The organism is Parafrankia sp. EAN1pec (genome assembly GCF_000018005.1).
GTDB lineage: Bacteria > Actinomycetota > Actinomycetes > Frankiales > Frankiaceae > Parafrankia > Parafrankia soli.
In genome coordinates this window covers 6615154-6639580 of record NC_009921.1, presented here as the reverse complement: position 1 = coordinate 6639580, position 24427 = coordinate 6615154, and the positions used below count along the sequence as shown (strand labels likewise).

Here is a 24427-nt window from a genome sequence, read left to right as displayed (position 1 = left end):
CGGAACGTGGCCTGACAGTGGGGCGTGCCGCCGTCCCGGGCGCACCCGACCGCCGGCTCCCGGTTGGGGTGGGGGTGCGCCGACGGGTGTCTCCGGGGGTGCCGTCCGCTCCGTGCGTCCCGCTCGCCGGCCGCTCGCCGGGGCCGCGGTGGCCGTTCGACGGCGGGCCCGGTCGCCGCGGCGTTGGTATGCCGCGGGGCGTTGGTACGCCGCGGCGGTGCGCCGGTGGCGTACTCACAGGACGTGCTCCCGGGGCGTGTTCCCAGGTCGCGGGGTATCGCCCGGACCGGCAGCGGGTGGGTGTTTCGCACTGATTCGGAGCCGGCGCATAGTCTGACGGCCGGGCGCGCTGTCCGCGCCCGTCGCCGGCGGGAGGTTCGATGGGTCCGACGGGCGTGAGCCCGAGCGCGCTGCCGGAGCCTGCCACGGGATCGGTGACCGTCGCCGAGTCGGTTCTCGACAACCCGGTCTGGGAGTCACTCGCGGGCGCGCACGCTCATCTCGCCATCGCCACGTCTCGCGCGGCGCGCTATCCACCCGAGATCTCACCGTTCGCGGCGGTGGGTGACGGCGCCGACCCTGGCGCCTGGGCGGAGCTGGCCGAACTCGCCGGGCCGGGAGTCCTGCTGGGTTTCTCCGGCCTGCGGATGCTCCCGCCGCCCGGGTGGGAGGTGACGATGGCGGTGCCCGCCCTCCAGTTCCTCGGTGACGATCTGGTGGACCGGCCCGACCCGGAGGCCGTCCCGCTGCGGGCCGGTGACGTCCCGGAGATGCTCGACCTGGTCGCGCGGACCAGGCCCGGCCCGTTCTCGCGGCGCACCGTCGAGCTCGGCGGTTATCTGGGTATCCGCAGCGGGGGGCGCCTCGTGGCGATGGCCGGCCAGCGGATGCGGCTGCCGGGGTGGACGGAGATCAGCGCCGTGTGCACCGATCCGGCCCATCGCGGCGAGGGCCTGGCGAGCCGGCTGGTCCGGGCGGTGGCCGTGGGCGTGCGGGCCCGGGGCGAACAGCCCTTCCTGCACGTCTCGGTGTCGAACACCGATGCCCTCCGGCTGTACGAGGCGCTGGGCTTCGCGCCGCGCCGGGAGGTCTCGTTCGTGCAGATGCGTACCCCGTCGAGCTGACCGCCGCGGCTGATTCTGTCACCGGGGCGGTGACAGAATCCCTGGAGGCCGGGTAGCGTCCGATGTGTCCGCGCGCCGTCCGCGTCGGCCCGTCCGGCTCCACCCGTGCGGGCCATGGCTGTGTCCGGTCCTGCCCGGCCGGCTCCCGCTACGCGTCGGCGTCCCCGCCGCCGGACCTGCGGTCGTCGGGTCCGCACCACCGAGAGCTAGGTCGATCATGACTGTCCATGACTTCACCGTCGAGGCGACGGACGGCACCTCCCGATCCCTGCGCGACTACGCCGGCAAGACGCTGCTGATCGTCAACGTCGCCAGCAAGTGCGGCCTGACCCCGCAGTACGAGGGGCTGGAGGCGCTCTACCGCGACCTGAAGGGGCGGGGGCTGGAGATCCTCGGCTTCCCCTGCAACCAGTTCGGCGGCCAGGAGCCGGGCACCGACGCCGAGATCCAGGAGTTCTGCTCGACGAACTTCGACGTCACCTTCCCCGTCTTCAGCAAGATCGAGGTGAACGGCCCCGGCGCGGCCCCGCTGTACGACTACCTGCGCTCGGAGGCCCCCGGCGACTTCGGCCCGGAGTCGGGCTTCCTCTACGAGCACATCAAGCGCTCGCGGCCCGAGGCGATCGGTACCGACGAGGTGAAGTGGAACTTCACCAAGTTCCTGGTGGACGGCGAGGGCAAGGTCGTCCGCCGCTTCGAGCCCACCGTCACCCCGGACGAGCTCCGCGGCGAGCTCGACACCTCCCTGGCCTGACGGGAGCGCTGTCGCTGACCCGGTAGCGCTGTAGCTGTCCGCCGCCCGGCAGACCGCCGGGCGGCGGACACGCGTGGCGGTCAGTGGCTCGGGCGGACCTCGCCGAGCCGCACGACCGTGGTGTCGCCGAGGCGCACCTGCTCGCCGCAGCTCGCGCACACGCACCGGGGCCGCAGCTCCGCGCCGCAGGAGTGCGCCCACACCGTCGGTGGCGGACCGGGCGTCACGTACCGGTCGCCCCAGTCCATGAGGCCGAGCAGCACCGCGTTCAGCGCCCTGCCGGACTCGGTCGCCACGTACTCGTGACGCGGCGGATGCTCGCTGTACTGCCGCTTCTCCAGCACCCCCGCCGCGACGAGCGACCGCAGCCGGGTGGCGAGGATGTCCCGGCTCGCGCCGGTGTTCTCCACGATCTGGTCGAACCTGCGCGCGCCGAGCAGGACCTCCCGCAGGGCGAGCAGGCTCCAGCGTTCCCCGACGACGGCGAGCGCGTTCGCGATCGAGCACTCCCGCGCGGTCTTGCCCATCGCGGGCCTCCTCCATGGCCATGGACGTCCCCGGGACAGTGGCGAAGGTCCTGGAGCAGCGGTCCCGGTGAGTAGCGGTCCCGGTGAGTAGCGGTCCCGGTGAGTAGCGGTCCCGGGCACCAAGTCCATCCAAATTTCAAACTTACCACCGCGCCGCGGGGCCGGCCCGCCGCCGGCTACGGAGGCGCCGGGCGCTCGCCCACCCACGCGGGCGGGTTGCGCGCGGCCCGTGACGGAACCCTGGCGCGGCCGGGTGACAAGTCGGCCGGTAAATACCCTGGTGAGGGGCGGGCGTGGCGTGGGGCGGAACGCCTCCGGGTGTTCGCGATGTAAACAATTTCACCGCTCGAAAAGGTAGTCATGTGTTTGCCGGGTAGCATTTTGGAACGCCTTCGCCGGTGATCGGCGACATATTCGAGGCTCATGCCACCTGTCGGCCGGCAAGGCCCGCGAGTAGCGTTCACGGTGATTCTCGCCACCGCCATGACCGGCGCGGTCCGTGGGGGGCCAGAGTCCTTCATACTGATGTGGGACAGGCGGTCTGGCGCCAGCGGTACACCGGTCAGCCTGGCCGGCACACGGATGGGCGGAACCGGCCGCGCGTCTTCACTGGATTCGCGGCCGCGTTCAACAAAGTACTTCTCCCGGGCGCCGGTCCACCCGCCCGGATTATCAGGTGAACCCGCCCAACGACGGTCGGGATCTTGCTGGGTCGACACGGTCGTCGCGATGCTGGAAGACATGTGAGTGCTCACCGCCATGGCGGGGGAACCGGTCGTTCGGAAAGAAAAACAGAACCCCGGATTCGTCGCCGGTAAGGGATGGGAGGGGACATGGCCTACGCCGCGGACCAGATCGAGATGATCACCCGGATCGTGGAGGAGGCGGGCGAGCTCCTGCCGCCGCAGGCCCCACTGGGGTACTTCTCCCATCACAACCCGCTGCACGCCCTGGAGGAGCTCCCGTTCCAGCGCGCGGTCGAGCACGCCTCGGCGATGCTGGGCACGGAGGCGCTGCAGACCGAGGAGGCCTTCGCCGCGCATCTCGCGTCCGGCCGGATCCTTCCCCGCGATCTCGCCGCGGTCCTCGAGCATCACGGCGACCGGGCGGGCGCTGTCCCCGGCCGGCATCTGCCGGTGGGAGACCAGGGCCCGCGCGGGGCCGGGGAGGAAATGCTCGACGGTGACGCCGAGGTCGTCCCCGGCGGGCCGACGTGGAACGAGTTCCGGCTCGCCCGGCTCGGGCTGTTCATCGACGTGCCGCGTGGCGCCGGGGCGTTGTGGGCGCTGGCCGACGGCGGTGAGCTGCACCGCGTCCACCCGCTGGTCACCGAGGCGCGGCGGGAGGAGCTGACCCGCCAGGGCCGGCGCCGTTTCGCGACCACGGAGCGGCGCACCCGGCGCACCCGGCGCAGCCGGGCGGCCCGGCTGCAGGCGCTGCGGGCCCGGCTGCTCGCGCAACTGTGGGAGGACCTGCGCCGGCACGCGCCGCCGCCGGCGCCGCGGCCGGCGCCGCTGCGCCGCCGCGACCAGGTGCTCGAACAGTTCGGCGTCGACACCGACGAGGCCGTCCACCCGGTGCTGATCCGGCTCTGCGCCGCCTTCCTCGACCAGGGAGTCGCCGCCTGGGAGATGCCGCACCGGGAGAAGGGCCTGCTGGCCGCCTTCCGGCACCTGTTCGGGACACTCGGCGCCCCGCGGGAGGCGTGCTGGGCCGGCCTCGGCGGCCAGCTGCGCCAGCAGCTCCGGATGAACTGGTCCGCCGAGCGGACGGTCGCCTGGGCGCTGTGGGCGCTGCAGGTGCCGGTGCACGCCTGGGCGGACACGGTGCGTGCGGCGCTGGTCTCGCTACGCGGCTGGGCCGGGATGGTCCACCAGTTCGAGTGCCGTCCCGACCGGGCGCCGTCGCGCCCGGCACCCGCCCGGCTCATGGACTACCTCGCCGTCCAGCTCACGCTCGAGGTCGTCGTCTCCCACAACGTCCTGGCGCGGCTGATCGGCCCCGACGCGCGGCCGGAGGACCTCGGCCCGCTCGGCCCGCCAGGCGCGGCCCAGGGTGTCCTCGCGACCGGCACCACCGCCCAGGACGATCTCACCCAGGGTGAGCAGGAACTTCGCGGGGGCGACCTGGAGCTTGCCTACGAGGCGTTCGTCCTCGCGCAGGTGATGGACGTCGAGACCGAGGTGCTCGGTCATCCCCGGTGGGCGCGGGCCTGGCTGCGGGCCGTCGCCGAGTTCGACGCGGGCCGGCGGCGCTGGCTGCTGCACCTCGCCTACGAGCGCCGCTACCGGACCCAGGTGCTCGACGCGCTGTCGGCGCACGACCGGCGCTTCCCCGGGACGGTGCCGCCCCCCGACTTCCAGGCCGTGTTCTGCATGGACGAGCGGGAGGAGTCGCTGCGCCGGCACCTGGAGGAGAGCCATCCCCAGGTCCGGACCTACGGCGCCTCGGGGTACTTCGGGGTAGCCATGGCCTACCAGGGCCTCGACGACGTCCGCCCGCGTGCGCTGTGCCCGGTCACGATGACGCCGCGGAGCCTGGTCGTCGAGCGTGCGGTGGACGACGGCGAGCTGGTCGCCTACCAGCGGGCCCGGCGCAGGAAGGCCCAGCTCCAGCACACGATCTCGGCGGCCCGCGGCCGTCCGGCGCGGGCGGCGGCGTACTCCGCCATCGCCGGGCTGGCCGAGCTGGTGCCGCTGGCCGCCCGCGCGGTCGCACCCAGGGCCGCTGGCGAGGGCGTGCGGATGCTCGGCCGCCGGGAGCCGGCGCGCCCGCTCGCCCGGCTCGTCATCGAGGCGGCGCAGGACCACACGCCGTCCACCGGACCGGCGGGGGATGGCGCGCAGGCGGGGGAGGCGGGGGAGCTCGTGCCGGGCGTGGGGGCGGGGCCGCTGCGCCTCGGGTTCACCGTCGAGGAGATGGCCGAGATCGTCGACACGCTGCTCACGACGATCGGCATGAGCGGCCCGCTCGGCCCGGTCGTGTTCGTGATCGGGCACGGTTCGTCCAGCGTCAACAACCCGCACGCGGCGGCCTACGACTGCGGCGCCACCGGCGGCGGCCAGAGCGGCCCGAACGCGCGCGCGTTCGCCGCCATGGCCAACCATCCGCGGGTGCGCGCCGCCCTGGCCCACCGCGGCCGCCTGATCGGCCCGGACACCTGGTTCGTCGGCGGCCACCACGACACCTGCGACAGCTCCCTGGCCTACTACGACACCGACCTGGTGCCCGCGCACCTGCGGCCGGCCCTCACCGCAGCCACGGACGCGCTGCTGACCGCCGTCCAGCTCGACGCGCACGAGCGCTGCCGCCGGTTCGAGTCGGTCGGCCCGGACGTCGCCGCCGGCACCGCCCACGCCCACGTGCGGGGGCGCTCGGAGGACATCGGGCAGTCACGACCGGAGTACGGGCACAGCACGAACGCGACCTGCGTGATCGGCCGGCGCTCGCGGACCCGGGGCCTGTACCTCGACCGCCGCTCCTTCCTGGTCTCCTACGACCCGACCGCGGACCCCGACGGCGCCGTGCTCACCCGGCTGCTCCTGTCGGCCGCCCCGGTCGGCGCCGGCATCAACCTCGAGTACTACTTCAGCCGGATCGACCCGATCGGGTACGGCGCCGGGTCGAAGCTGCCGCACAACATCACCGGCCTGGTCGGCGTGATGGACGGGCACGGCTCGGACCTCCGGACCGGGATGCCCTGGCAGTCGGTCGAGATCCACGAGCCGATGCGGCTGCTGGTGATCGCCGAGGCGGAGCCCGAGCGGCTGGCCCGCATCGTGCGGGAGAACCCGCCGCTGCGCGGGCTGGTGGAGGGCGGCTGGATCCAGCTCGCCGCCTGGGACCCGTCCGGCCCCGAGACCTACCTCTACCGCGACGGCGCCTTCGAGCAGCACCAGCCCGAGAACCTGCGCTTCCCGGTGGTGGCCCGCTCGGAGCACTACTACGCGGGCCAGCGCGACCATCTCCCGCCCGCGCACGTGCTCGCCGCCTTCGGTGAATCCCCGGACGCCGTGATCGACCGCCCGGGCACGGTGGCCGCGGCGGGCGCGGGAGCCGCCCAGCCCACGCGGGACGCAATCGAGCTGCCGGAGCAGGCGAGCGGGCCGCTGCCCGCGCGGGACGGACAGTGACCGCCGGGCCGTCCCACCCCCTGCTCGCCGCCGCGCTGATCACCAGCGTCGCCGCGCCGGGAACGGCGGTGGCCGCGCTGGCGGTGCCCATGTGGTTCGGCCGCCTGCGGTCCGAACGGATCATCGGCATGATCGTGGCCGCCGCGTTCACCGTCTCGACCCTCGCCTGCGCGGTGCTCGCCCTCGGCCTGATGGCGACCGGCCGGGACACGGTCGACGCCAGCATCGGCCCGTGGTTCGGCGCGCACGGCCACACCTTCGCCTGGAGCCTGACGGCGGACATGCTGTCCGTCCCGTTCGCGCTCGTCGCGGCCGTCCTCATCGGGCTCACCGGCGCCGTCTCCGCGCGCTACCTGCACCGAGAACCCGGATTCGCCCGTTTCCACCTCCTCCTCGTCCTGTTCGGGACGGGGGTGGAGCTCACCCTGGTCGCCGGCGAGCTTCCGGCGCTTTTCTTCGGCTGGGAGCTGGTCGGGCTGACCTCGGCGCTGCTCATCGCCTTCTTCGTGGAACGGCCCGGGCCCGTCCGGCACGGCCTGCGGGCCTTCCTCACCTACCGCGCCGGCGACGCCGGCCTGCTCGTCGCGACGGTCTGGCTCGGGCACCTCGCCGGCACGGCCGGCGGCGACAGCGGCGGCCACGGCGGCAGGCACGGCCTCAGCTGGGACGACGTCCTGTCGTCACCCGGTGCCACCGCCCACGCGGAGATACTGGGCTTCCTGCTGCTGACCGCGGTGCTGGGGAAGTCGGCGCTGGTTCCGGTCGGCGGGTGGCTGCCGCGGGCGATGGAGGGGCCGACGCCGTCCAGCGCCGTGTTCTACGGGGCGGTGTCGATCCACCTGGGCCCCTACCTCCTGCTGCGGGCGCAGCCGATGCTGGACCACGCGCCGGCCGTCCGCGCCGCCCTCGTCTGCGTCGGGGCACTGACGGCGCTGCACGCGACGCTCGTCAGCCGGGCCCAGAGCGACGTCAAGAGCGCGCTCGCCTACGGGTCGATGACCCAGGTGGGGCTGATCGTCGCCGAGATCGGGCTGGGGCTGCACACGCTGGCGGTCCTGCACATCCTCGCCCACGCGACGCTGCGCTGCGCGCAGATCCTGCGCTCGCCCAGCGCGCTGCGCGACAGCCAGCGCCTGGAGCAGGCGCTGGGCGGCCAGGCCCCCGTGCCCGTATCGCGGCTGGGGCGGATCACGCCGGGACGGTGGCAGCCCCGGCTCTACCGGCACGCGTTCGAGAAGGGATACGCAGACGTGGTGCTTCGCCGAGTCGGAGGAGCCGCCGCCCGTGCGCTGACGGCGGTCGACCGCTGGCAGCGACAGGCCGCCGACCTGATCGGCGGCCGGGGCACCGACCCCGGCCTGCCCTCTCCGGCCCGCCCCACCGACGATGCCTCCGCCAGGGCCGCCGGGGACCTCCCGGCCGGGGCCCGGCCGCGGCAGCCTGCCGACACGCGGGCGGAGCCGCCGGCCGCGGCTGGGGCTGGGACCGCGCCCGCGGAACCGGAGCGCCGTCCCTCGGCCGACCCCAGGGCCCGGCACGGATCCGGGCCTTACGGCGCCGATTCCTACGCCCTGGACTTCTACGGCCCTGACCCGTGCGGCTCTGATCCGTGCGGCACGGACAACGCGGTCCCGGGCGAGGCCGCCCTGACGACCCGGCCGATCGTCGGGGAGACGGCGGATCCTGCTGCCGGTGCGGAGGTCGCTGAGGTGGCGGAGGCCTCGGGTCTGCAGGAGGCCCCCGCCGCGGCCGAGACCGCCGGCAGCGCCGAGATCGCCGAGATCGCCGAGACCGCCGGGGATCCGGCGTGCCCCGGGGCGGGGGAGCATGGCGGGCCTGCCGAGGAGTCTGCGCCGGTGACCCGGCCGGCGGCCTCGTCCCGGCTACCGAACCTGCGCAAGCTTCCCGACCAGGCCCTACCGCCGGCGGTGTCCCGTCCCGGGGCGCCGTCGCGCCATGCGGAACCGTCCGCACCGCCCTGGCTGCCGGGCCCGCGCCCGGCGGCTGACGACCTCGCACCAGGCGCCGCGCCGTCGGATGCTGCGCCATCGGATGTCGCGCTGTCGGGCACCGCGCGGTCGGCCGCACCCTCGGACGGGGCCCCCGACGAGCACGATAGGCCGGGCGCGGCCGACGACCGGGGCTCGGTGAGCGACCGAAGCCCAGTCGCCGGCCCGGGTCCAGTCGATGGTCTGGAACCGGCCGACGCTCCGGAGGCTGCGGACGATCCGGGCACGGTTGGCGATCCGGCGGTAGATGTCGTGGGCACGGCGGACGCCCCGGAGGCGGTCGACGGTCCAGGGACTGCCGACGCCGCGGAAACGGTCGACGGTCCGGAGGCGACTCGGGGCCCGGAGGCGCCGGAGACGCCGGGGCCGGGCGGTCTGGCGCGCCGGGACGACGATCCCGCCACGCACCGCCTCCGCGCCAGGAACGGTTCGCCCACCGTCGGCGCCTCGCGTTGGCGCCACCAGGAGGACCGGCCCCGGTTCCCCGCGGATGTCCGCCCCGTCCGCCCCCGGGGAGGAGGGCCCTGGTGACCGTCGCGGTCGTCCCGTTCGTCGCGGCCGCCTTCCTGCTCGCCGGCTCGGTGGCGGCGCGGCGGGCGCCGGACCCTCGGGCCGCCCGGGCCGCCGCGGCCGGGTATGTCACCGTCACGGCCCTCGGCGTCGCCGCGACGATGGCCGTCGCCCGCTGGACCGGGTGGCCTGACGGCCACCGGGTGGTCCTGCTCGCCCCCGGGTCCGGGTGGTGGCTGCCGTTCGTGACCTGCCTGGCCGGTCTCGGTGCCACCGCACTGGCCCCGATCACCCCACCCCTGACCGCCGCAACGCGTGGCGACGCACGGGCGGTCACCTCTCACGACCAGGCGACATTCGCGCGGATCATGCTCGTTCTCGCCTGCGGCGCGGCGGCGACGGCGGTGGCTGATCCGGTCGCGGCTGTGATCTCGTGGGCGCTTTCGGCCTGCGTCGTGTGGCGGGAAATGCGTGAGCGCGCCCCCGGCCGCGGCCCGACCCGGCTGTTCGCCCTGCACCACTTCGTGGGAGTCGGGGCCTGCGCTGCCGGGCTGCTCCTGGCCGACGGGCTCGGCGGCACAGCGGCCGCACTGCTGCTCGTGGCCGGCGTTGGTGTCCGCCAGTGCCTACTGCCACTGCATCTGTGGTTCGAGCCCTTCGCTCGGACGGCCCCAGCCGGGCTGGTCGTCGCCTTCACCGCCGGGCCCGCGGGCGTTCTGCTGCTCCCCGAGGTCGGACGGGCTGTGCCGGACCGCGGCTGGGCCGTCGCCGCGGCCGCGGTGACCGCCCTGCTGGGCGCCGGACTCGGGCTCGTCGCCCGGGACGTCCGGTCCGCGCTGGCTCAGGTCGGCCTGGTGCTCTCCGGCATCGTGAGCTGCGGGGTTCTCATCGGGTCCGAGCCGGCGCGGTCGGGGGCCGTCCTGGCCTGGCAGGTCGGCGCCGTCGCCGCGGGCGGTGCGATGATGATCGCCGCGGCGACCGAGGCCCGGCGGGGCCCGATGCTCCTGACCGGCCCGGGTGGCTGCTTCGCCCGCACGCCGCGGCTCGCCGTCGCGTTCCTGCTGTTCGGGCTGACGTCGATCGGGTTCCCGGCGACCCTCGGCTTCATCTGGGAGGACCTGCTGCTGGACGGTGTGGGCGACTGGTCGCTGCCGGTGACCGGCGTCCTCGTCCTCGCGATCGCCGGAGCCGGTGCGACGGTGATGAAGTGGTATTTCGCCGGCTACACCGGCCGGCGTGACCATGTCGGCGAGCAGGACCTGACCCCGCGCGAGTCCAACGCCGTCACCGTCCTGCTGGCCGCGCTGATCCTCGGCGAGCTTGCCCCCGCCCTCCTCCTCCCCTGATCACACACCCCACGCTCCCCGCACCCCACCCGACTGGCGACCGGCCGGTCGCCCTCGCACCGGACTGGTCGACGCCGCGCGCTGGACTCGTCGCGGCTCTCGGGGCGGTTCGGGGGGGTCGGGTTCGGGGAACAGCCTGAGGGTGGATTTCGGTGGAGTCAGGTGGGGTGATCCGGGCCCGTGATCGTCGTGGCGGGCCGGCTGTGAGCGTTGACGCCCTGCTGCGTCGCCGATGGCGGCAGCGCGGCCGGCCCCGCGACCGCGGCGCGTGGGTGATGCCGCCCGGCACACCGCCCGAGGCCCCCTACCAGCCCAAAGTCCCTGACGACGCCGCGGCGCGAACCGACACCGAGCCTCGGGCCGAAGCCGCGCCCCAGGGGGCCGATAGGCGGGGGCATGGGCTGCGGGCGCGCCGCCTGATCGCCAGGTGGGCGGTGCGGGGAGCCCCGCTGGCGATGCTCGGCGTGATCGTCGGTGTCCAGTTCACGAGTGATCACTGGACGATTCTCGAGCTCACCGTCCTCAGCCCGTTGCTCGCCGCCACCCTGGCCGGGCCCGCCCTGACCACGGTCTACGTGGTCGTGGCGTTGCTGGCCTGCGTGTTGATGGGCCTGCAGGACGGGCTGTTCGCCGGCAACGAGGGCGGGCTGGCCGCCCAGCTGGTGCGACTCACCGGGGTGGCTGTCGGGGGAGTCATGGCCGTCCTGGTCAGCCGGTACAACACGCGACGTGAGACGAAGCTGCAGAACGTCACCAGGGTCGCCGAGATGGCCCAGCGGGCGATCCTGTCCTGTGTGCCGGTGCTCTCGGGGCAGTTACGGCTGGCCGTCCGCTATGAGAGTGCCGCCGCCGAGGCGATGGTGGGCGGTGATCTCTACGAGGTGGTGGACAGCCCGTGGGGCACCCGGCTGCTGATCGGTGATGTGCGCGGCAAGGGCCTGGACGCGGTCGGGATCGCCAGCCGGGTGCTCGGCTGCTTCCGGGTCGTCGCCCGGCTCCGCCCGGATCTCGGCGCCGTCCTGATCGACCTGGACCGGGAGGTCGCCGAGATCAGCGGCCTGGACGACTTCGTCACCGCCGTCGTCGTGCAGATCCGCGGCGACCGGATGGACATGGTCAACGCCGGGCACCCCGATCCGATCCTGGTACGCCGGACGTCCGCGCGACCGCTGACCGCGGTCAGCAGGCGGCCGCCGCTCGGGCTTCTGGTCGGCGGGGCCGACAGCACCTCGATCGTGATCGAGCCCGGGGACCGGGTGCTGCTCTACACCGACGGCATCGCCGAGGCCCGCCATCCCGGGTCGGGGGAGTTCTTCCCGCTGGTACCGGCCGTGGGCGCGGCGCTGGCCCGGCCCGCCACCCTCGACAACTGCTTGGGTGATCTTGTCGCCCGGGTCCGGGAGTGGACGGGCTCGGCGCTCACCGACGACGTCGCGCTGCTGGTGGCGGAGGTCCTGGGGCCCGGGTCTCTGGCATCGGGGCGCCGCCCGGCGGCCGCTGACCTCGCGGATCCCGTCCGGCCTACTTCTTGGTGACCTTGCCGTCGCAGCTGTAGACGAGGACCTTGCCGTCGCCGTCGTCGTCCGTGTAGTCGACCTTCATGTCGTCGTCCCGGACCCAGCCGTAGGCCTCGGTCCCGTCGAGGCGTGCCCACCACCACGTGTCGTTGGTCTTCGTCACGACGTTGCACCACAGCCAGAACTTCCGGCCCCGCACGAGCGTCACGACCGCTCCGCAGGTGTCCGCCGGGCCCTCTCGCAGGACGCTCGCGTTGATCAGGACGCCGGTCCCGTCACCGTTGGCCCTGGTGGCGGGTTTGGCGGGGCAGCTGAGCCGCTGAGTGGGCGCGGGGGAGACCCGCGGGGCGGCGGGTGCCGCCCGCGGGGTCTCGCCGGTCACCGGCTTCGGGGCGGGAGTCGCGGTCGGCGTCGGCGTGGCCGTGGGCGAGGCTTCGGCAGCCCTCGGCGTCGTCCTCGACTCCCGGCGGATGGCGCCCGGCGACGCTTCGGGGGAGCCCGGACCGTCTGTACCGACCTCCTGCGACGGGGTGACCACGAGCGCGACGGGCTCGCCGCCAGCCGGCTTGGAGGCCAGCCAGAAGAACACCGCGCTGACGGTGACGAGCAGGGCCAGCACGACGGTCACCAGGCGGCGACGCCGACGGCGGCCGCGGCGGCGGGCCCCGGACGGGTCGCCGTCGCCCGAGTCGGACGGGGACGCGGGGTCACCGGCCTGCCGTGGCCCGTCCGACCCGGCTGACCCGGACGCGCCCCCGGCACCCCGCTCGCCCCCGGAGTCCCGAGCGTTCTGGGAGTCCTGGGAGTCCTGTGCGTTCCGTGGCGTGGCCTGCTCGCCTGGGGCGGCCGGGCCGGAGGAGCCGGTGCCCGGAGATCCGGTGGCCGTGCCCGGCCCCGCGGGAGCGCTCGGCTCGGCAGGGCCGTCCGGTGTGGATCTGTCGGGTGGCTGAGCCGGAGCGTTCGCGGGGGCGGAGGGGCCGGCGGCCGCGAGGGCGCCGCGAACCGCGGACGACCCGAACGCGGCCTGCGCACCGTTCATCCCGTTCGCGACGGACTCCGGCATACCCGCGCCGTCCTCAGCACTGGGGGCGGGCGTTCCGAGTCCACCGGAGGTGTCGTAACCGGCCGCGGCACCCGCGGCGTCGAGCCTCCCGGGCTCGTCGGACGCACCGGCCGCGCCCGGCGAGCCGGGTGCGCCGGATGACTCAGGGCCACCGGCGCCGCGACGGCTACCAGGACCACCGGCACCACCAGGGCTACCAGGGCCGCTGAGGCCACCGGAGCCACCGGCCGGTGGGCCGGCCAGGGCTTGTGCGCCGCCGGCCGCGCCGCCGGCGGCGACGCTCGCCGCCCCGATCGCGCGGGGGACGCGGGGTGCGCACAGGGCCCGTGGCTGGCGGGCCGCGTTGAGGGCCCGCGGGGAGTTCCCCGCGTTGAACGCATGGGGCGGATGGGGGGCACGCGCGATGTGGGTGATCGACGCCGACGAGTAGGACGACGCCGAGTGGGGGGCGGCGACGTTGTCGCCCGGCTCGCTCGGGAACGGCGTGCCCAGCGCGTCCATCGCGTCGGGCGCGCCCGTCGGCGCCGACTGGAACGTGGGTGGCGGGACCGCCGACATGCTCGCGGTCGGCGAGGGCACCGTGGAGATCCGGTACCGGGTGACCTCGGCCGCGACCGTGGGCGGCAGCCATCCGCCGCCGGTCTGCAGGTACAGGTCGTCGGTGATCGCGGATCGGCACAGCTCGATGACCTGCGTGGACGTCGGCCGCTCCGCCGGGTCCTTCGCGAGGCAACGGGCGAGTACCGCCCGCACGTTGTCCGGGCAGTGGTCCCAGTCGGGCTGTTGGTGCTCGATGCGGTGGAACACCGCGGCATCTGACCCGAACGGGGGACGTCCGGTCAGGGCGTAATAGGCGGTCGAGCCGAGTGCGAAGACATCGCCCGCGGCGTCGATCTGCTTTCCCCGGACCTGTTCCGGTGACATGAATGCGGGTGTTCCTATGCGTACACCCGTTTGGGTCATGGCCGCGGTCGATGTCTCGATGGCGCGGGCCACACCGAAATCAATGACGCGCGGCCCGTCGTCGGCCAGGATGACGTTGCCGGGCTTCAGGTCGCGGTGGATCACACCCGCCCGGTGTATGGACTGCAGTGCCTCGGCCACGCCCGCGATCAGCATCAGCACGGTCGCCGACGGGAGCGCGCCCTGGCGCACCACGGCGACCGCCAGCGAGGGGGCGGCGACATAGGCTGTGGCGATCCACGGGCGCAGGGCCTCGGGATCAGCGTCGATCACAGGAACGGTGTAGGGCCCCTGAACCCGCCGCGCGATCGCGACCTCTTTCGAGAACCGGCTGCGGAAGTCGGGGTCCGCCGCGAGTTCCGGGCGGGCCACCTTGAGCGCGATCGGACGTCCGCCGGGGGTGTACGACAGGTACACCGCGCCCATGCCGCCTTCGCCGATCCGGGCTCGCAGCAGATATCGGCTCACACTATGTGGATCGTGCGGCGTCAGCGGGGTAAACACCGCATCGCGCACGGGTTCGATCCGACTGGCGGGCGCTGCCGGCTCGCCTGGACCCACCCCGACCGCGCTCTGCGGAGTGTCGCTCATCGTCCCCCTCCCGGGGCCGCGCCCAAATCGAATCGACCATGTCGGAAGAACGACCATGTCGTAAGAAATGGGTTTAAGGCAGTCACGTGCATCTTATGGGTGGCTACCGTGCCAACCGCCTGTTCGGGCGGGTGGTCTGGGTCCGGTCGGGGTGTGACCGTGCGCTCGTGTGGATCGCGTTACGGCCTACTTGACGGCCGCGGTTCGACGGCTTTCGGGCCCATGACCTGCACGGAGTCGAAGCGGCGGGTGCCGGGTGGCCGCAGTGGCGCCCACCGGTCGGCACTTGGTCGGTATCCGGACGGCACCCCGGCCGCGCGTCCGACGGCCCGCCGCATCGCCCGGATGGGTGAGAACCCGCGAGCCCGCCAATGCCGGACGGCGCGACCTCGCGCATGCCCGGATGCGCACAGCACCGGGAACCACACGGAGAGACAGCAGAGGCGAGATCGAATACCAGGGAAAGACAACCGGGCGACCCAGGAGGAAGGGAGGAGGCGCGGCCGTGAAGAACGGCCTGCAGAACGGAGCGGACGAGACGAGGCGGAGCTGATGGGGCGGAGCTGATGGGGCGGAGCGGAGCTGATGAGACGGGCGGATGGGGGAGACTGGCGCTGTGCAGCCGGCCGGTCCCTACCGAGCACTCGGGGCCCGCCGGCCGGGTGCCGGCCGATGACCCGGCGCGTGCTGCTGTTGGGCGGGACCGCCGAGGCCCGGCGGCTCGCCGCCGCCCTCGCCGACCGCGCGGATCTCGACGTGGTCTACTCCCTCGCCGGCCGGCTGAGGCCCCTGACAGTGCCGACGGTGCCGGCGGGGGCCACCGTCCGCAGCGGTGGGTTCGGTGGCCCGGACGGCCTGGTCGAGTTCCTGCGGGAACATGACGTGGCCGCGGTGGTCGACGCGACCCATCCCTTCGCGGCGCGGATCACGGCGGCGGCGGTCGCCGCATGCGCCGCGACCGGCGTGCCGCTGCTGGTGGTGCGCCGTCCCGGTTGGACGGAGAGCGACGGCGACGACTGGCGGCGGGTGCCGTCGCTGCCCGCGGCGGCCGCGCTGCTCGCCGCTGGCCGCCCCGGCGGGCCCGGCGATCCCGGTGAACCGGGCGAGCCCGGAGAGCGGCGCGGTCGCCGGGTGTTCCTCACTGTGGGCCGTTCCGGGGTCGCCGCCTTCGCCGGGCTCGACCACTGGTTCCTGGCGCGATCCGTCGAACCGCCGCCGGGGCCGGTCCCGCGACGGCTGCGCGTCCTGCTCGACCGCGGCCCCTTCACCGTGGATGCGGAGACCGCGCTGCTGCGCCGCCACGAGGTCGACACCGTCGTCACCAAGGACAGCGGCGGCTCACTGACGGCGGCCAAGCTGGTGGCCGCGCGCCGGCTCCGGCTGCCGGTCGTGATGGTCGACCGGCCGCCGCTGCCCCGACAGGCCCGGGTCGTGGCCACGCCATCCGCCGCGGTCAGCTGGGTCACCGACGAGCTGCGCTGACGTGCCCGGGGCTACGAGCGAGCCGCGGGAACCAGCCCGAGCGGCCGCGTCTGCCGGGCGTCGCGCAGGACGGCGCCCCACCACTGGAGCTCGTCCAACAGGATCTTCGCGGCCTCGGTGGGCTCCTGCGGGTCGGTGAGCGTCCCGGCGGCGTCGAACAGCTGGTAGTACCGCGGGAACGAGACGTAGTGGCGCACGGTGTGCGCGTGCAGCTCGCCGAACACCTGCCGCAGGTGCTCGATGGCGAGCAGGCCGCCGCTGGCCCCGCTGTACCCGACGAACCCGATCGCCTTTGCCCGCCACTCCAGGTGGTACCAGTCGATGGCCGCCTTGAGCGACGCCGGATAGCTGCGGTTGTAGTCGGGCGTGACTACGACGTAGGCGTCCGCCGCCGCGACGCGCCGGCTCAGCTCCGCCATGGCGGGGGGACGGGCGAGGTCCGGTGCGAGTGCCGGTGGCACCGCCGGCAGCGCGAGCGGGAGCGGGGTGTCGGCGAGGTCGATCAGGTCGACGGTGAATCCGCCGTGCGCTTCGGCCTGCTCGACGAACCACCGCGCGACCACCGGGCCGAACCGGCCCTCCCGGACGCTTCCGATGATCACAACGAGATTGAGGGTTTCCTCGGGCACCTGACGCGCTCCTTCAGGACTAGACGTCGATTTCGATACGAGACGTCGATCCGGCCACGCCGTCGATCCGGCGGCGCGGAATGTCGATCCGGCGCAGCCGTCGATCCGGCAACGCCGTTGATCTGGTGCCGCCCACGGTGGCGCGCCGCGGCCGGTGCCGGGAAGGCCGGCCGGAGGCTGGTAGTGAGAGGGCCACGATCCGTCCGTCGCGGTGGGTTACGGTCGTGGCTATGGCCGGCAACGAACTGGGTCTCTTCCTGCGGGCCCGGCGCGAGGCCGTCCACCCGTCGGACGTCGGCCTGCCGGTCGGCTCCCGCCGGCGCACCCCGGGGCTGCGCCGCTCCGAGCTGGCGACGCTCGCCGGCGTCAGCGTGGAGTACGTGACGCGCCTCGAACAGGGCCGTGATCGCCGGCCCTCCGCCGCGGTGCTGGCCACCCTCGCCGACACGCTGCGCCTCACCCCGCGCGAGCGGGTCCACCTGCACCGGCTCAGCAAGGGAGCCGAGGGCGGATTCACCTGCGGGGTGGGCGCGGCGCCGGCCCGCGCGGTGCGCCCGACTGTGCGGGCGCTGTTGGCGCACCTCGAGCCGGCCGCCGCGGTGCTGCTCAACCGGGTGAGCGACGTGCTCGCCTACACCCCGGCCTACGAGCGGCTCGCTCGTCCGATCGGCCTGCTGGACGACTCGCCCCGTTCCGGCGCCGTGCCGAACCTGGCCCGCTTCGTCTTCACCGACGAGCGGGCGCGCCGGGCCTGGCCCGACTGGGGCCAGGTCGCGGACGACCAGGTGGCCGCGCTCAAGCAGGGTCCCTTCCTGGCGGACCGCTACGTCGCGGTGCTCGCCGACGAGCTCACCGTCACCGCCGGAGCGGCCTTCGTCGAGCGGGTCGCCTCGGTGCCGGGCCTGCCCGCGGCCAGCGGCGTCATCCGCCTCGCTCATCCCGAGGCGGGCGAGCTGCGACTGGCCTTCGAGACGCTGGAGCTGCCCGCCGACGACGACCTGCGCCTCGTCGTGCAGCTACCGGCGGACGGGCCGACCGCCGCTGCCCTGGACCGGCTGCGGGTAGGCCGATCCCCGCTGCGCGCGGTGCCCGGCTGAGTCGAACATGCCGCCGTGCCGCGGGTGACCACCCGGCGGCGGTGACCGCCGGGTGGAAATCCACCGCAACGGTGGCTCCGTGTGATCCTTGAAAACGTCCGTCCGCTCTGTGCGGACCTACTGCTCCGGTGCGCACCCGGCGCCGCGGCACGGGGAGTGCCGGACATGGCCGGACGGCCCGGCGCGCCCACCTGTGGGCGAGGCGGAATGACGCTGGCAGCATGCGTGGTTGAAGTCTCCGCACCGCGCCGCGAATCGGCGTCCTGACTGATCGTAGGGTGGACCTATGGCAGCGCACTTTGATCTCGTCGTCCTAGGCGGAGGTCCTGGCGGCTACGTCGCGGCGATCCGGGCGGCCCAGCTCGGGCTGTCGGTCGCGGTCGTCGAGGAGAAGTACTGGGGCGGCGTTTGCCTGAACGTCGGGTGCATCCCCTCGAAGGCGTTGCTGCGCAACGCCGAGCTCGCGCACCTGTTCGCCCACGAGGCGAAGACCTTCGGTATCTCCGGCGAGGTGAGCTTCGACTTCGGCGCCGCCTTCGACCGCAGCCGCCAGGTCGCCGAGGGGCGCGTCAAGGGCGTGCACTTCCTGATGAAGAAGAACAAGATCACCGAGTTCACCGGCCGCGGTACCTTCCGTGACCCGAACACCCTGGACGTCGCGCTCTCCGCCGGCGGCACCGACCAGGTGAGCTTCGACCACGCGATCATCGCGACGGGTTCCCGGGTCCGGCTGCTGCCCGGCGTCGAGCTCTCCGACAACATCGTCACCTACGAGACGCAGATCCTCACCCGCGAGCTGCCGCGGTCGATGGCGATCGTCGGCGCCGGGGCGATCGGCATGGAGTTCGCCTACGTCCTGCGCAACTACGGCGTGGACGTCACGATCATCGAGTTCCTCGACCGCGCGCTGCCGAACGAGGACGCCGACGTCTCCAAGGAGATCGTCCGCCAGTACAAGAAGCTCGGCGTGCCGATCCTGACCTCGACCAAGGTCGAGACGGTGACGGACAACGGCTCCTCGGTGACCGTCGAGTACACCGGCAAGGACGGCGCCCGGGGCTCGCTCGAGGTGGACAAGGTCCTCATGTCCATCGGGTTCGCGCCCAACGTCGAGGGCTTCGGCCTGGAGAACACCGGCGTGGCGCTCACCGACCGCGGCGCGATCGCGATCGACGACCACATGCGCACCAACGTCGAGCACATCTACGCCATCGGCGACGTGACGGCGAAGCTCATGCTGGCGCATGTCGCCGAGGCTCAGGGCGTCGTCGCGTCCGAGACCATTGCCGGTGCGGAGACGGTGATGCTCGGTGACTACCGGATGATGCCGCGGGCCACCTTCTGTCAGCCCCAGGTCGCCAGCTTCGGTCTCACCGAGGCACAGGCACGGGAGGAGGGCCACGACATCAAGGTGGCGAAGTTCCCGTTCACCGCGAACGGCAAGGCCCACGGCCTGGGCGACCCGAACGGCTTCGTCAAGCTGATCTCCGACACGAAGTACGGCGAGCTGCTCGGCGGCCACCTGATCGGCCCGGACGTCTCCGAGCTGCTGCCCGAGCTGACGCTGGCCCAGAAATGGGACCTCACCGCGCTCGAGCTCGCCCGCAACGTGCACACCCACCCGACGCTGAGCGAGGCGTTGCAGGAGGCGATCCACGGCCTCGCCGGCCACATGATCAACCTCTGACGGGCCGGCGATGAGGATCAACCTGACCAGCGTCCTGGTCGACGACCAGGACAAGGCGCTGCGCTTCTATATCGTCCACCAGCACTGACTGCAGCCAGCTGGCCGGCGGCGGCCGGAACGGGGCTGGCGGGCCGGCGGCGAACAGGCCCGGCTACCGCCGCCGCCGTGCCGGGCCGGCTGGCGCCGGCCGCGGCGGGTGCGGGCGGGCTCAGGCGGAGGCCAGGTAGGCCGCCGCCTTCTCCGGGTCGAGGAACCAGTCCTGGAAGTCGGACGGATTGTCGAAGCCGTTCACGAACCGCCGGGCGACCGTGGGGTTCGCCTGCGCGGCGCCGAGGATCTGCTGCACGTGCGGCGGCGGGGGCTGCAGCAGGGCGTTCGTCCAGACCGTGACGTCCTGCGCGCTCGCCCAGTAGCGGTCGAAGGCGGCCTGCATCCACGCCTGGTCGAACGGCTTGGCACCGTGCTCGAGAATGCTGTCCAGGTAGGACGCGGCGCACTTCGCGGCGTTGTTCGAGCCCTGGCCGGTGATCGGGTCGTTCGCCACGACGACGTCGGCCATCCCGAGCACCGCCCCGCCCGACGGCAGGTTGCCCACCGGCCGCCGCACGACGGGCGTGTACCCGCCGGAGAGGGTCGCGTGGGCGTCGGTGAGCTCGACCTTCGCGCAGCGCTCGTACTCCCAGGGCAGGAACCGCTCGATGAGGTCCAGGATGCGGCGCAGGTGCTCGTCGGGCTTCGGGTGGTCGTCCCAGCAGTCCAGCGGACCGCCCGGGATCCCCTCGAAGAAGAGGATGTCGCAGTTCCCGCTCAGCGTGTAAGCCGGGATCATGAACAGCTCGCCGACGCCGGGGATGATGTTGAATCGCACGCCCGGCGCGGTGGGATGCTCCGGCCTGGGCGCCAGGCCGTGCACGTACGCGAGTGACAGCGCGCGCTGGGGTGAGGTGTACGGCGAGCGGGCGGCGTCGCGGTCGAACAGGCCGACCAGCTCGCCCTTGCCGGCGGCGACCACGACGAGGTCGTAGAGCTCGGCGAGCCCGTTCAGGTCGGCCGTGGTGACACCGTGCAGGATGAGCTTGCCGCCGCGCTCCTCGAACAGCTCGGCCCAGCCGGCCATCTTGACCCGCTGGTCGACCGACTGCGCGTAGTGGTCCAGCGGGGAGAACCAGTCGAGAGGCCGGCTGCCGTCCGGCCCCGCGATCGAGACCCCGAGGCCCTCGATGCGGACGGTGTCGTCCTCCCAGAGGTTGAGCCCGTGGTCGCGCTCGGCCTGCAGCGCGCTGTGGAACATCGCCTGGGTCGACATCACCCGGCCCCGGCGGATCTCCTCGGGGGAGCGCGCGGACATCACCGTCACGTCGTAGTCGTGCTCGCGCAGGGTCAGGGCCAGCTGCAGGCCCGACTGGCCCGCGCCGACGATCAGGATCTTACGCATGCGTCCGTGTCCTCCTGGGTTCCGGGACCTGGGCCAGTGACATCGTGTGAACAACCAGGTCCCGCAGCACCTGGGCCGTCGACGCCGTCTCGCGGGCGTCGCAGGTGACGAGCGGGATGTCCGGGCGCAGCGCGAGTGCCTCCCGGACCTCCTCGACGTCATGCCACAGCTTTCCCTCGAAACGATTGACGGCGACGATGTACGGGACCGTCGAATCGTTCTCGAAGTAGTTCAGCGCGGCGAAGGACTGGTCGAGGCGGCGGCTGTCGACGAGAACGACCGCGCCCAGCGCGCCGCGGGACAGGTCGTCCCAGAGGAACCAGAAACGGGGCTGGCCCGGGGTGCCGAACAGGTACAGCACCAGATCCGGGAACAGCGAGATCCGGCCGAAGTCCATCGCGACCGTCGTCGTGCTCTTCGCACCGCTCATCGACAGGTCGTCGATGCCTTCGCTGGCCTCGGTCATCCACGCCTCCGTGTTGAGTGGAGGCACCTCCGAGATCGACCTGACCAGCGTCGTCTTCCCCACTCCGAACCCTCCCGCGATCACGATCTTCGCGGAGATCGCCGTGGCGGGGTCAAGTCCGTCGGCGTCGGTCGGGATCATGTCCACCCCGCACCGCCGTCCGGGTCGGGAGGTGCGTCAGACCGGGAGCTCCCGCAGGCCACTGAGAATCCTTTCGAGCACGTTTCGATCGTGGTGGTAGGTGTGGGCCGTGGGGTGGATGAGAATCGCTCCCTGCGCGGCCAGATCGCTGATCAGGACGCGGACCACCCCGAGCGGGATCGACAGCATCACCGAGAGCTCGGCGATGGACAGCTGCGACCGGGCGCGCTCGTACAGCGCCTTGGACTCGGGCATCAACGTGTCGCTGAGCGTCGGGTCGTAGCTCGGCACCGAGACCAGCGTCTCGACGAGCAGGTGATGGCGGGCCCTCGTCCGGCCCCCGGTGAGGGCGTAGGGGCGGATCCGCTTGCTGCGCGGGCCACGCCTCGGCCGTCCGTTCTGTGCGGAGTCTTCAGGCATGCTCTTCACGATTCTGGTCCGTCACCCGTCCTGGTCCGGTGCGTTGGTTCGCCGCGGCGGATCATCCGTGCGGTGATCCGCCGTGTTGGCCCGGCTCAGCTCGGTACCTGACGTCCGACCAGGACGCGGCGCAGGTCCGCGCGCCGGTCCGGGGTGAGCGCGTGGCCGGCGTGCAGTACGAACTGCGTCATCTCGTAGCCGACCACCTTCATGTCGCAGTCCGGTCCGGTCAGCACGGCGAGTCCCGCTCCCTCGTCGATGCTCATGAACAGGAAGTAGCCGCCGCTGAGCCGCACGATGATCTGCTCGCAGGTTCCGCGGTCGAACAGCGTCGCGCTGTTGCGGGCAAGGCTGAGCATCGCGCTGGCTATCGCCGCCAGCTGGTCCCGCTCCGCCGAGCTCACCCCATCGGACGCGGTGAGCGACAGGCCGTCGGACGAGAGGATCAGGGCATGGGTGACGCCGTGGACCTTGCCGACGAAGTCATTGATCAGCCAGCTGAAGTCGTGGTCCGGCTGGCGATTGGTCTGATCCGTCACGGATGTGTCCTCAGTCCCCTCGCTGGTGTTCGTGGGCGATCCGTTCGCCTTCGCTGAAGGCGTCGAGATCCGCAAGTAGTCTCGCGTGGTCCGTGGCCCGGGCCGAAAGCGCCTGTGTGGCCGTCGATCCGCCCTCCTCCGCGGGAGGGACGCCTGCCGTGCCTGTCGCGTCTTCCTGGTCTTCCGTGGACGCCGCGGCGGGTGTCGACGGCGCGGGAGCCGCCGCGGGTGTTGCGGGCACCGCAGCCGCGGTGGAGGCGGGTGCCACGGGCGGGGGTGCCACGGGCGGGGGTGCCACGGGCGGGGGTGCCGCGGGCGCGGTGGCTGCCGCGGGCATGGTGGCTGCCGGTGCCGTGGCAGCGGGTGGGCGCGCGCCGTCGCCGGCGGGGTTCTTGAGGCTGCGCGACACCCGGCGGGGGAGACCGCTCGCGGTCGTGCCGCCGATCAGGGAGTCCGCCGTGGGGGGTGTGGCCGGAGTCGCCGCATCCTTGCTCGGCGCTGGCACCGGCCTGGCCGACGCGCTGCCCGCGCGGGTGAACAGCGTGGATTCGCGTACGTGGCCCGCTCCGTTGCCGGACCGTTTCACGCCCGGCGCCCGGCCCTGGACGTCCGCCCGCGGCTGACCGTCGCGCGTGGCGGGACGCGCGGACGGACCCGGCGCGGCTGGGTCGCCGCCGCGGATCGCCACGGTCTGCGTACCCGACCAGCTGCCCTCGGGCAGTTCACAGATCAGGGGGGAGGGGATGAGCACCGAGGCGGTCGTCCCGTGGGGGTGGCGGCGATCGAGCCAGATCCGCAGGTCGTGGCGAATCGCGAGCCGGCGCACCACGGCCAGGCCCATGTGGCGCACCGCGTCGTCGTCCAGGACGGGATCGCCGGCCAGCCGCTCGTTGAGCTGCCGCAGCCGGTCCGGCGGGAGCCCGATGCCCTCGTCCTCGACCCGCAGCAGCGCGCTGCCCAGCTCCGTGAGGTGCACGCCGACCCGTACCGGCGCGGTCGGGGGAGACGACTTGGTCGCGTTGTCCAGCAGCTCTGCCAGCAGCCGTCCGACGTCCTCGGCGGCGAAGCCGACCACACCGAGCGGGACCACCCGGCCGATCGTGATCCGCGAGTAGTGGTCGATGGACGACATCGCCGCGCGCACGACGTCGACCAGCGCGGCCGTGTCGGACGAGGCGTCGCCGGCGTCACGGCCCGCGAGCACCCGCAGGTTCTCGGCGTTGCGGCGCAGCCGGGTGGCGAGGTGGTCCAGCCGGTACAGCTCGGCGAGGCGGTCGGTGTCCTCCTCCTTGGCCTCCATGTCCTCAAGCTGCGAGAGCAGGGAGTCGACCAGGTTGAGGTCGCGCAGCGCCACGTCCGCGCAGATCGCGGAGAGCGCCTCGGCCGCGGGCGGCGCCGTCACGGCCGACCCGTTGCCCGGGGATGCTGCCGGGGACGTCTCGGCCCGCGTGGCGTGGGCCGACTGGTCCGCGGCGCTGGTGCTGATGCCGGTGCCGCCGCGGCGGGCCGGTCGCCTCACCCCGGCGTCCGCCGCGGGGATTCCCGGCCGAACCCACGGCTCGTTCGCGGACCTTCCGCCATGGGCCGCGGGGCGCCTGACGAGGCCGGCGGGGGCCGGCTGCTCCGGCCGGGGCAGGGGAGTCAGGAGATCACCACCCCGCAGCTGGGCCGCTATGCCGCGGGAGCCACCCAGGAGCGCGCGGGATCGGTTGAGCAGGTCTCGTGCCCGCGTCGTCATCGCGTCTCACATGCTCTCGTCGGGTACGGGTTCTACCCGCTTCTGCCAACCCCCGTCGGGGAGCTATGCAACCAGACGCCCCGGTTTGCGTCCAACCTGTGCCCATCGCGGCCGGCGCGCCTCGGCCCGGATGCCGCGTGTCGTTGTTTTCGGTTCATTCACGCCGGCGCGTGATGTGCTCGTTTGACCACGACCGATGTCTTCCAACGTCCACCGCCCCGGGTGCGCGGGGTCCTGACCGTGGACAATTCTTTGA

At 73.3% G+C, this 24427-nt stretch carries 17 protein-coding genes; 9 read left to right on the top strand and 8 right to left on the bottom strand.

Annotated elements, in window-relative coordinates; translation table 11 throughout:
- Positions 1-380 precede the first annotated feature (380 nt).
- Together FRANEAN1_RS27055 and FRANEAN1_RS27050 are read left to right on the top strand one after the other, a co-directional pair.
- Positions 381-1124, top strand: a complete 744-nt coding sequence (locus tag FRANEAN1_RS27055; RefSeq protein WP_198145379.1) for a GNAT family N-acetyltransferase — start codon at positions 381-383, stop codon at positions 1122-1124.
- Between the two features lie 217 nt (positions 1125-1341).
- Entirely contained in the window at positions 1342-1878 is a 537-nt protein-coding gene (locus FRANEAN1_RS27050) for a glutathione peroxidase (RefSeq protein WP_020462948.1), read from the top strand.
- Positions 1879-1958: 80 nt separating this feature from the next.
- Here FRANEAN1_RS27050 and FRANEAN1_RS27045 read toward each other — a convergent pair whose 3' ends face one another.
- Entirely contained in the window at positions 1959-2405 is a 447-nt protein-coding gene (locus tag FRANEAN1_RS27045) for a helix-turn-helix domain-containing protein (RefSeq protein ID WP_020462947.1), read from the bottom strand.
- Between the two features lie 833 nt (positions 2406-3238).
- Between FRANEAN1_RS27045 and FRANEAN1_RS27040 the strand changes: the two genes are divergently transcribed.
- The 4 genes from FRANEAN1_RS27040 to FRANEAN1_RS27025 all read left to right on the top strand — a co-directional run bounded on the left by FRANEAN1_RS27040 (position 3239) and on the right by FRANEAN1_RS27025 (position 11938).
- The gene (locus FRANEAN1_RS27040) at positions 3239-6538 is read left to right on the top strand and encodes a DUF2309 domain-containing protein (protein WP_020462946.1); all 3300 of its coding nucleotides are present in this window, start codon (positions 3239-3241) and stop codon (positions 6536-6538) included.
- Positions 6535-9078 carry a proton-conducting transporter membrane subunit gene (locus FRANEAN1_RS27035; RefSeq protein ID WP_020462945.1) on the top strand — a complete coding sequence of 848 codons (2544 nt, stop codon included), beginning with the start codon at positions 6535-6537 and terminating at the stop codon, positions 9076-9078. Before FRANEAN1_RS27040 ends, FRANEAN1_RS27035 begins: the two co-directional genes overlap by 4 nt.
- Positions 9075-10403, top strand: a complete 1329-nt coding sequence (locus FRANEAN1_RS27030; RefSeq protein WP_020462944.1) for a proton-conducting transporter membrane subunit — start codon at positions 9075-9077, stop codon at positions 10401-10403. Before FRANEAN1_RS27035 ends, FRANEAN1_RS27030 begins: the two co-directional genes overlap by 4 nt.
- A gap of 203 nt (positions 10404-10606) precedes the next feature.
- Positions 10607-11938 carry a PP2C family protein-serine/threonine phosphatase gene (locus FRANEAN1_RS27025; protein ID WP_347176777.1) on the top strand — a complete coding sequence of 444 codons (1332 nt, stop codon included), beginning with the start codon at positions 10607-10609 and terminating at the stop codon, positions 11936-11938.
- On the opposite strand, the gene FRANEAN1_RS37860 is transcribed toward FRANEAN1_RS27025, so the two are convergent.
- Complete coding sequence (locus FRANEAN1_RS37860) at positions 11925-14537, bottom strand: serine/threonine-protein kinase (RefSeq protein WP_020462942.1); 2613 nt, start codon at positions 14535-14537, stop codon at positions 11925-11927. The two genes, FRANEAN1_RS27025 and FRANEAN1_RS37860, sit on opposite strands and share 14 nt — an antisense overlap.
- A gap of 672 nt (positions 14538-15209) precedes the next feature.
- Between FRANEAN1_RS37860 and FRANEAN1_RS27015 the strand changes: the two genes are divergently transcribed.
- The gene (locus tag FRANEAN1_RS27015) at positions 15210-16019 is read left to right on the top strand and encodes a cobalt-precorrin-6A reductase (protein WP_020462941.1); all 810 of its coding nucleotides are present in this window, start codon (positions 15210-15212) and stop codon (positions 16017-16019) included.
- A gap of 11 nt (positions 16020-16030) precedes the next feature.
- On the opposite strand, the gene FRANEAN1_RS27010 is transcribed toward FRANEAN1_RS27015, so the two are convergent.
- Positions 16031-16648 (bottom strand): NAD(P)H-dependent oxidoreductase, encoded by a 618-nt coding sequence (locus FRANEAN1_RS27010; protein ID WP_020462940.1) that lies wholly within the window; start codon positions 16646-16648, stop codon positions 16031-16033.
- Positions 16649-16878: 230 nt separating this feature from the next.
- Between FRANEAN1_RS27010 and FRANEAN1_RS27005 the strand changes: the two genes are divergently transcribed.
- Both FRANEAN1_RS27005 and lpdA read left to right on the top strand, forming a co-directional pair.
- Positions 16879-17745 (top strand): helix-turn-helix domain-containing protein, encoded by an 867-nt coding sequence (locus tag FRANEAN1_RS27005; protein WP_041254843.1) that lies wholly within the window; start codon positions 16879-16881, stop codon positions 17743-17745.
- Between the two features lie 286 nt (positions 17746-18031).
- On the top strand, positions 18032-19432 hold the full coding sequence (lpdA, locus tag FRANEAN1_RS27000; RefSeq protein ID WP_020462938.1) for a dihydrolipoyl dehydrogenase: 1401 nt from the start codon (positions 18032-18034) through the stop codon (positions 19430-19432).
- Positions 19433-19640: 208 nt separating this feature from the next.
- Here the strand turns inward: lpdA and FRANEAN1_RS26995 are convergent, their stop codons facing one another.
- The 5 genes from FRANEAN1_RS26995 to FRANEAN1_RS26975 form a co-directional block, all read right to left on the bottom strand.
- Positions 19641-20867, bottom strand: coding sequence for a styrene monooxygenase/indole monooxygenase family protein (locus FRANEAN1_RS26995; protein WP_020462937.1), 1227 nt, complete (start codon positions 20865-20867; stop codon positions 19641-19643).
- On the bottom strand, positions 20860-21474 hold the full coding sequence (locus FRANEAN1_RS26990; RefSeq protein ID WP_020462936.1) for an ATP/GTP-binding protein: 615 nt from the start codon (positions 21472-21474) through the stop codon (positions 20860-20862). Before FRANEAN1_RS26990 ends, FRANEAN1_RS26995 begins: the two co-directional genes overlap by 8 nt.
- Positions 21475-21510: 36 nt before the next feature.
- Positions 21511-21894, bottom strand: coding sequence for a DUF742 domain-containing protein (locus tag FRANEAN1_RS26985; protein WP_041254842.1), 384 nt, complete (start codon positions 21892-21894; stop codon positions 21511-21513).
- Positions 21895-21989: 95 nt separating this feature from the next.
- Entirely contained in the window at positions 21990-22433 is a 444-nt protein-coding gene (locus FRANEAN1_RS26980; RefSeq protein ID WP_020462934.1) for a roadblock/LC7 domain-containing protein, read from the bottom strand.
- Between the two features lie 10 nt (positions 22434-22443).
- A complete protein-coding gene (locus tag FRANEAN1_RS26975; RefSeq protein ID WP_020462933.1) occupies positions 22444-24171 on the bottom strand; it encodes an ATP-binding protein in 1728 nt (575 codons plus the stop codon).
- Positions 24172-24427: the final 256 nt, after the last annotated feature.

Bases quoted from the DNA above. Each gene is read 5' to 3' on its own strand.
- FRANEAN1_RS27040 (WP_020462946.1), top strand. From the start codon at position 3,239: ATGGCCTACGCCGCGGACCAGATCGAGATGATCACCCGGATCGTGGAG.
- FRANEAN1_RS27055 (WP_198145379.1), top strand. From the start codon at position 381: ATGGGTCCGACGGGCGTGAGCCCGAGCGCGCTGCCGGAGCCTGCCACG.
- FRANEAN1_RS26995 (WP_020462937.1), bottom strand. From the start codon at position 20,867: ATGCGTAAGATCCTGATCGTCGGCGCGGGCCAGTCGGGCCTGCAGCTG.
- FRANEAN1_RS26975 (WP_020462933.1), bottom strand. From the start codon at position 24,171: ATGACGACGCGGGCACGAGACCTGCTCAACCGATCCCGCGCGCTCCTG.
- FRANEAN1_RS27015 (WP_020462941.1), top strand. From the start codon at position 15,210: ATGACCCGGCGCGTGCTGCTGTTGGGCGGGACCGCCGAGGCCCGGCGG.
- FRANEAN1_RS27045 (WP_020462947.1), bottom strand. From the start codon at position 2,405: ATGGGCAAGACCGCGCGGGAGTGCTCGATCGCGAACGCGCTCGCCGTC.
- FRANEAN1_RS37860 (WP_020462942.1), bottom strand. From the start codon at position 14,537: ATGAGCGACACTCCGCAGAGCGCGGTCGGGGTGGGTCCAGGCGAGCCG.
- FRANEAN1_RS26985 (WP_041254842.1), bottom strand. From the start codon at position 21,894: ATGCCTGAAGACTCCGCACAGAACGGACGGCCGAGGCGTGGCCCGCGC.
- FRANEAN1_RS26990 (WP_020462936.1), bottom strand. From the start codon at position 21,474: ATGATCCCGACCGACGCCGACGGACTTGACCCCGCCACGGCGATCTCC.
- lpdA (WP_020462938.1), top strand. From the start codon at position 18,032: ATGGCAGCGCACTTTGATCTCGTCGTCCTAGGCGGAGGTCCTGGCGGC.
- FRANEAN1_RS27005 (WP_041254843.1), top strand. From the start codon at position 16,879: ATGGCCGGCAACGAACTGGGTCTCTTCCTGCGGGCCCGGCGCGAGGCC.
- FRANEAN1_RS27050 (WP_020462948.1), top strand. From the start codon at position 1,342: ATGACTGTCCATGACTTCACCGTCGAGGCGACGGACGGCACCTCCCGA.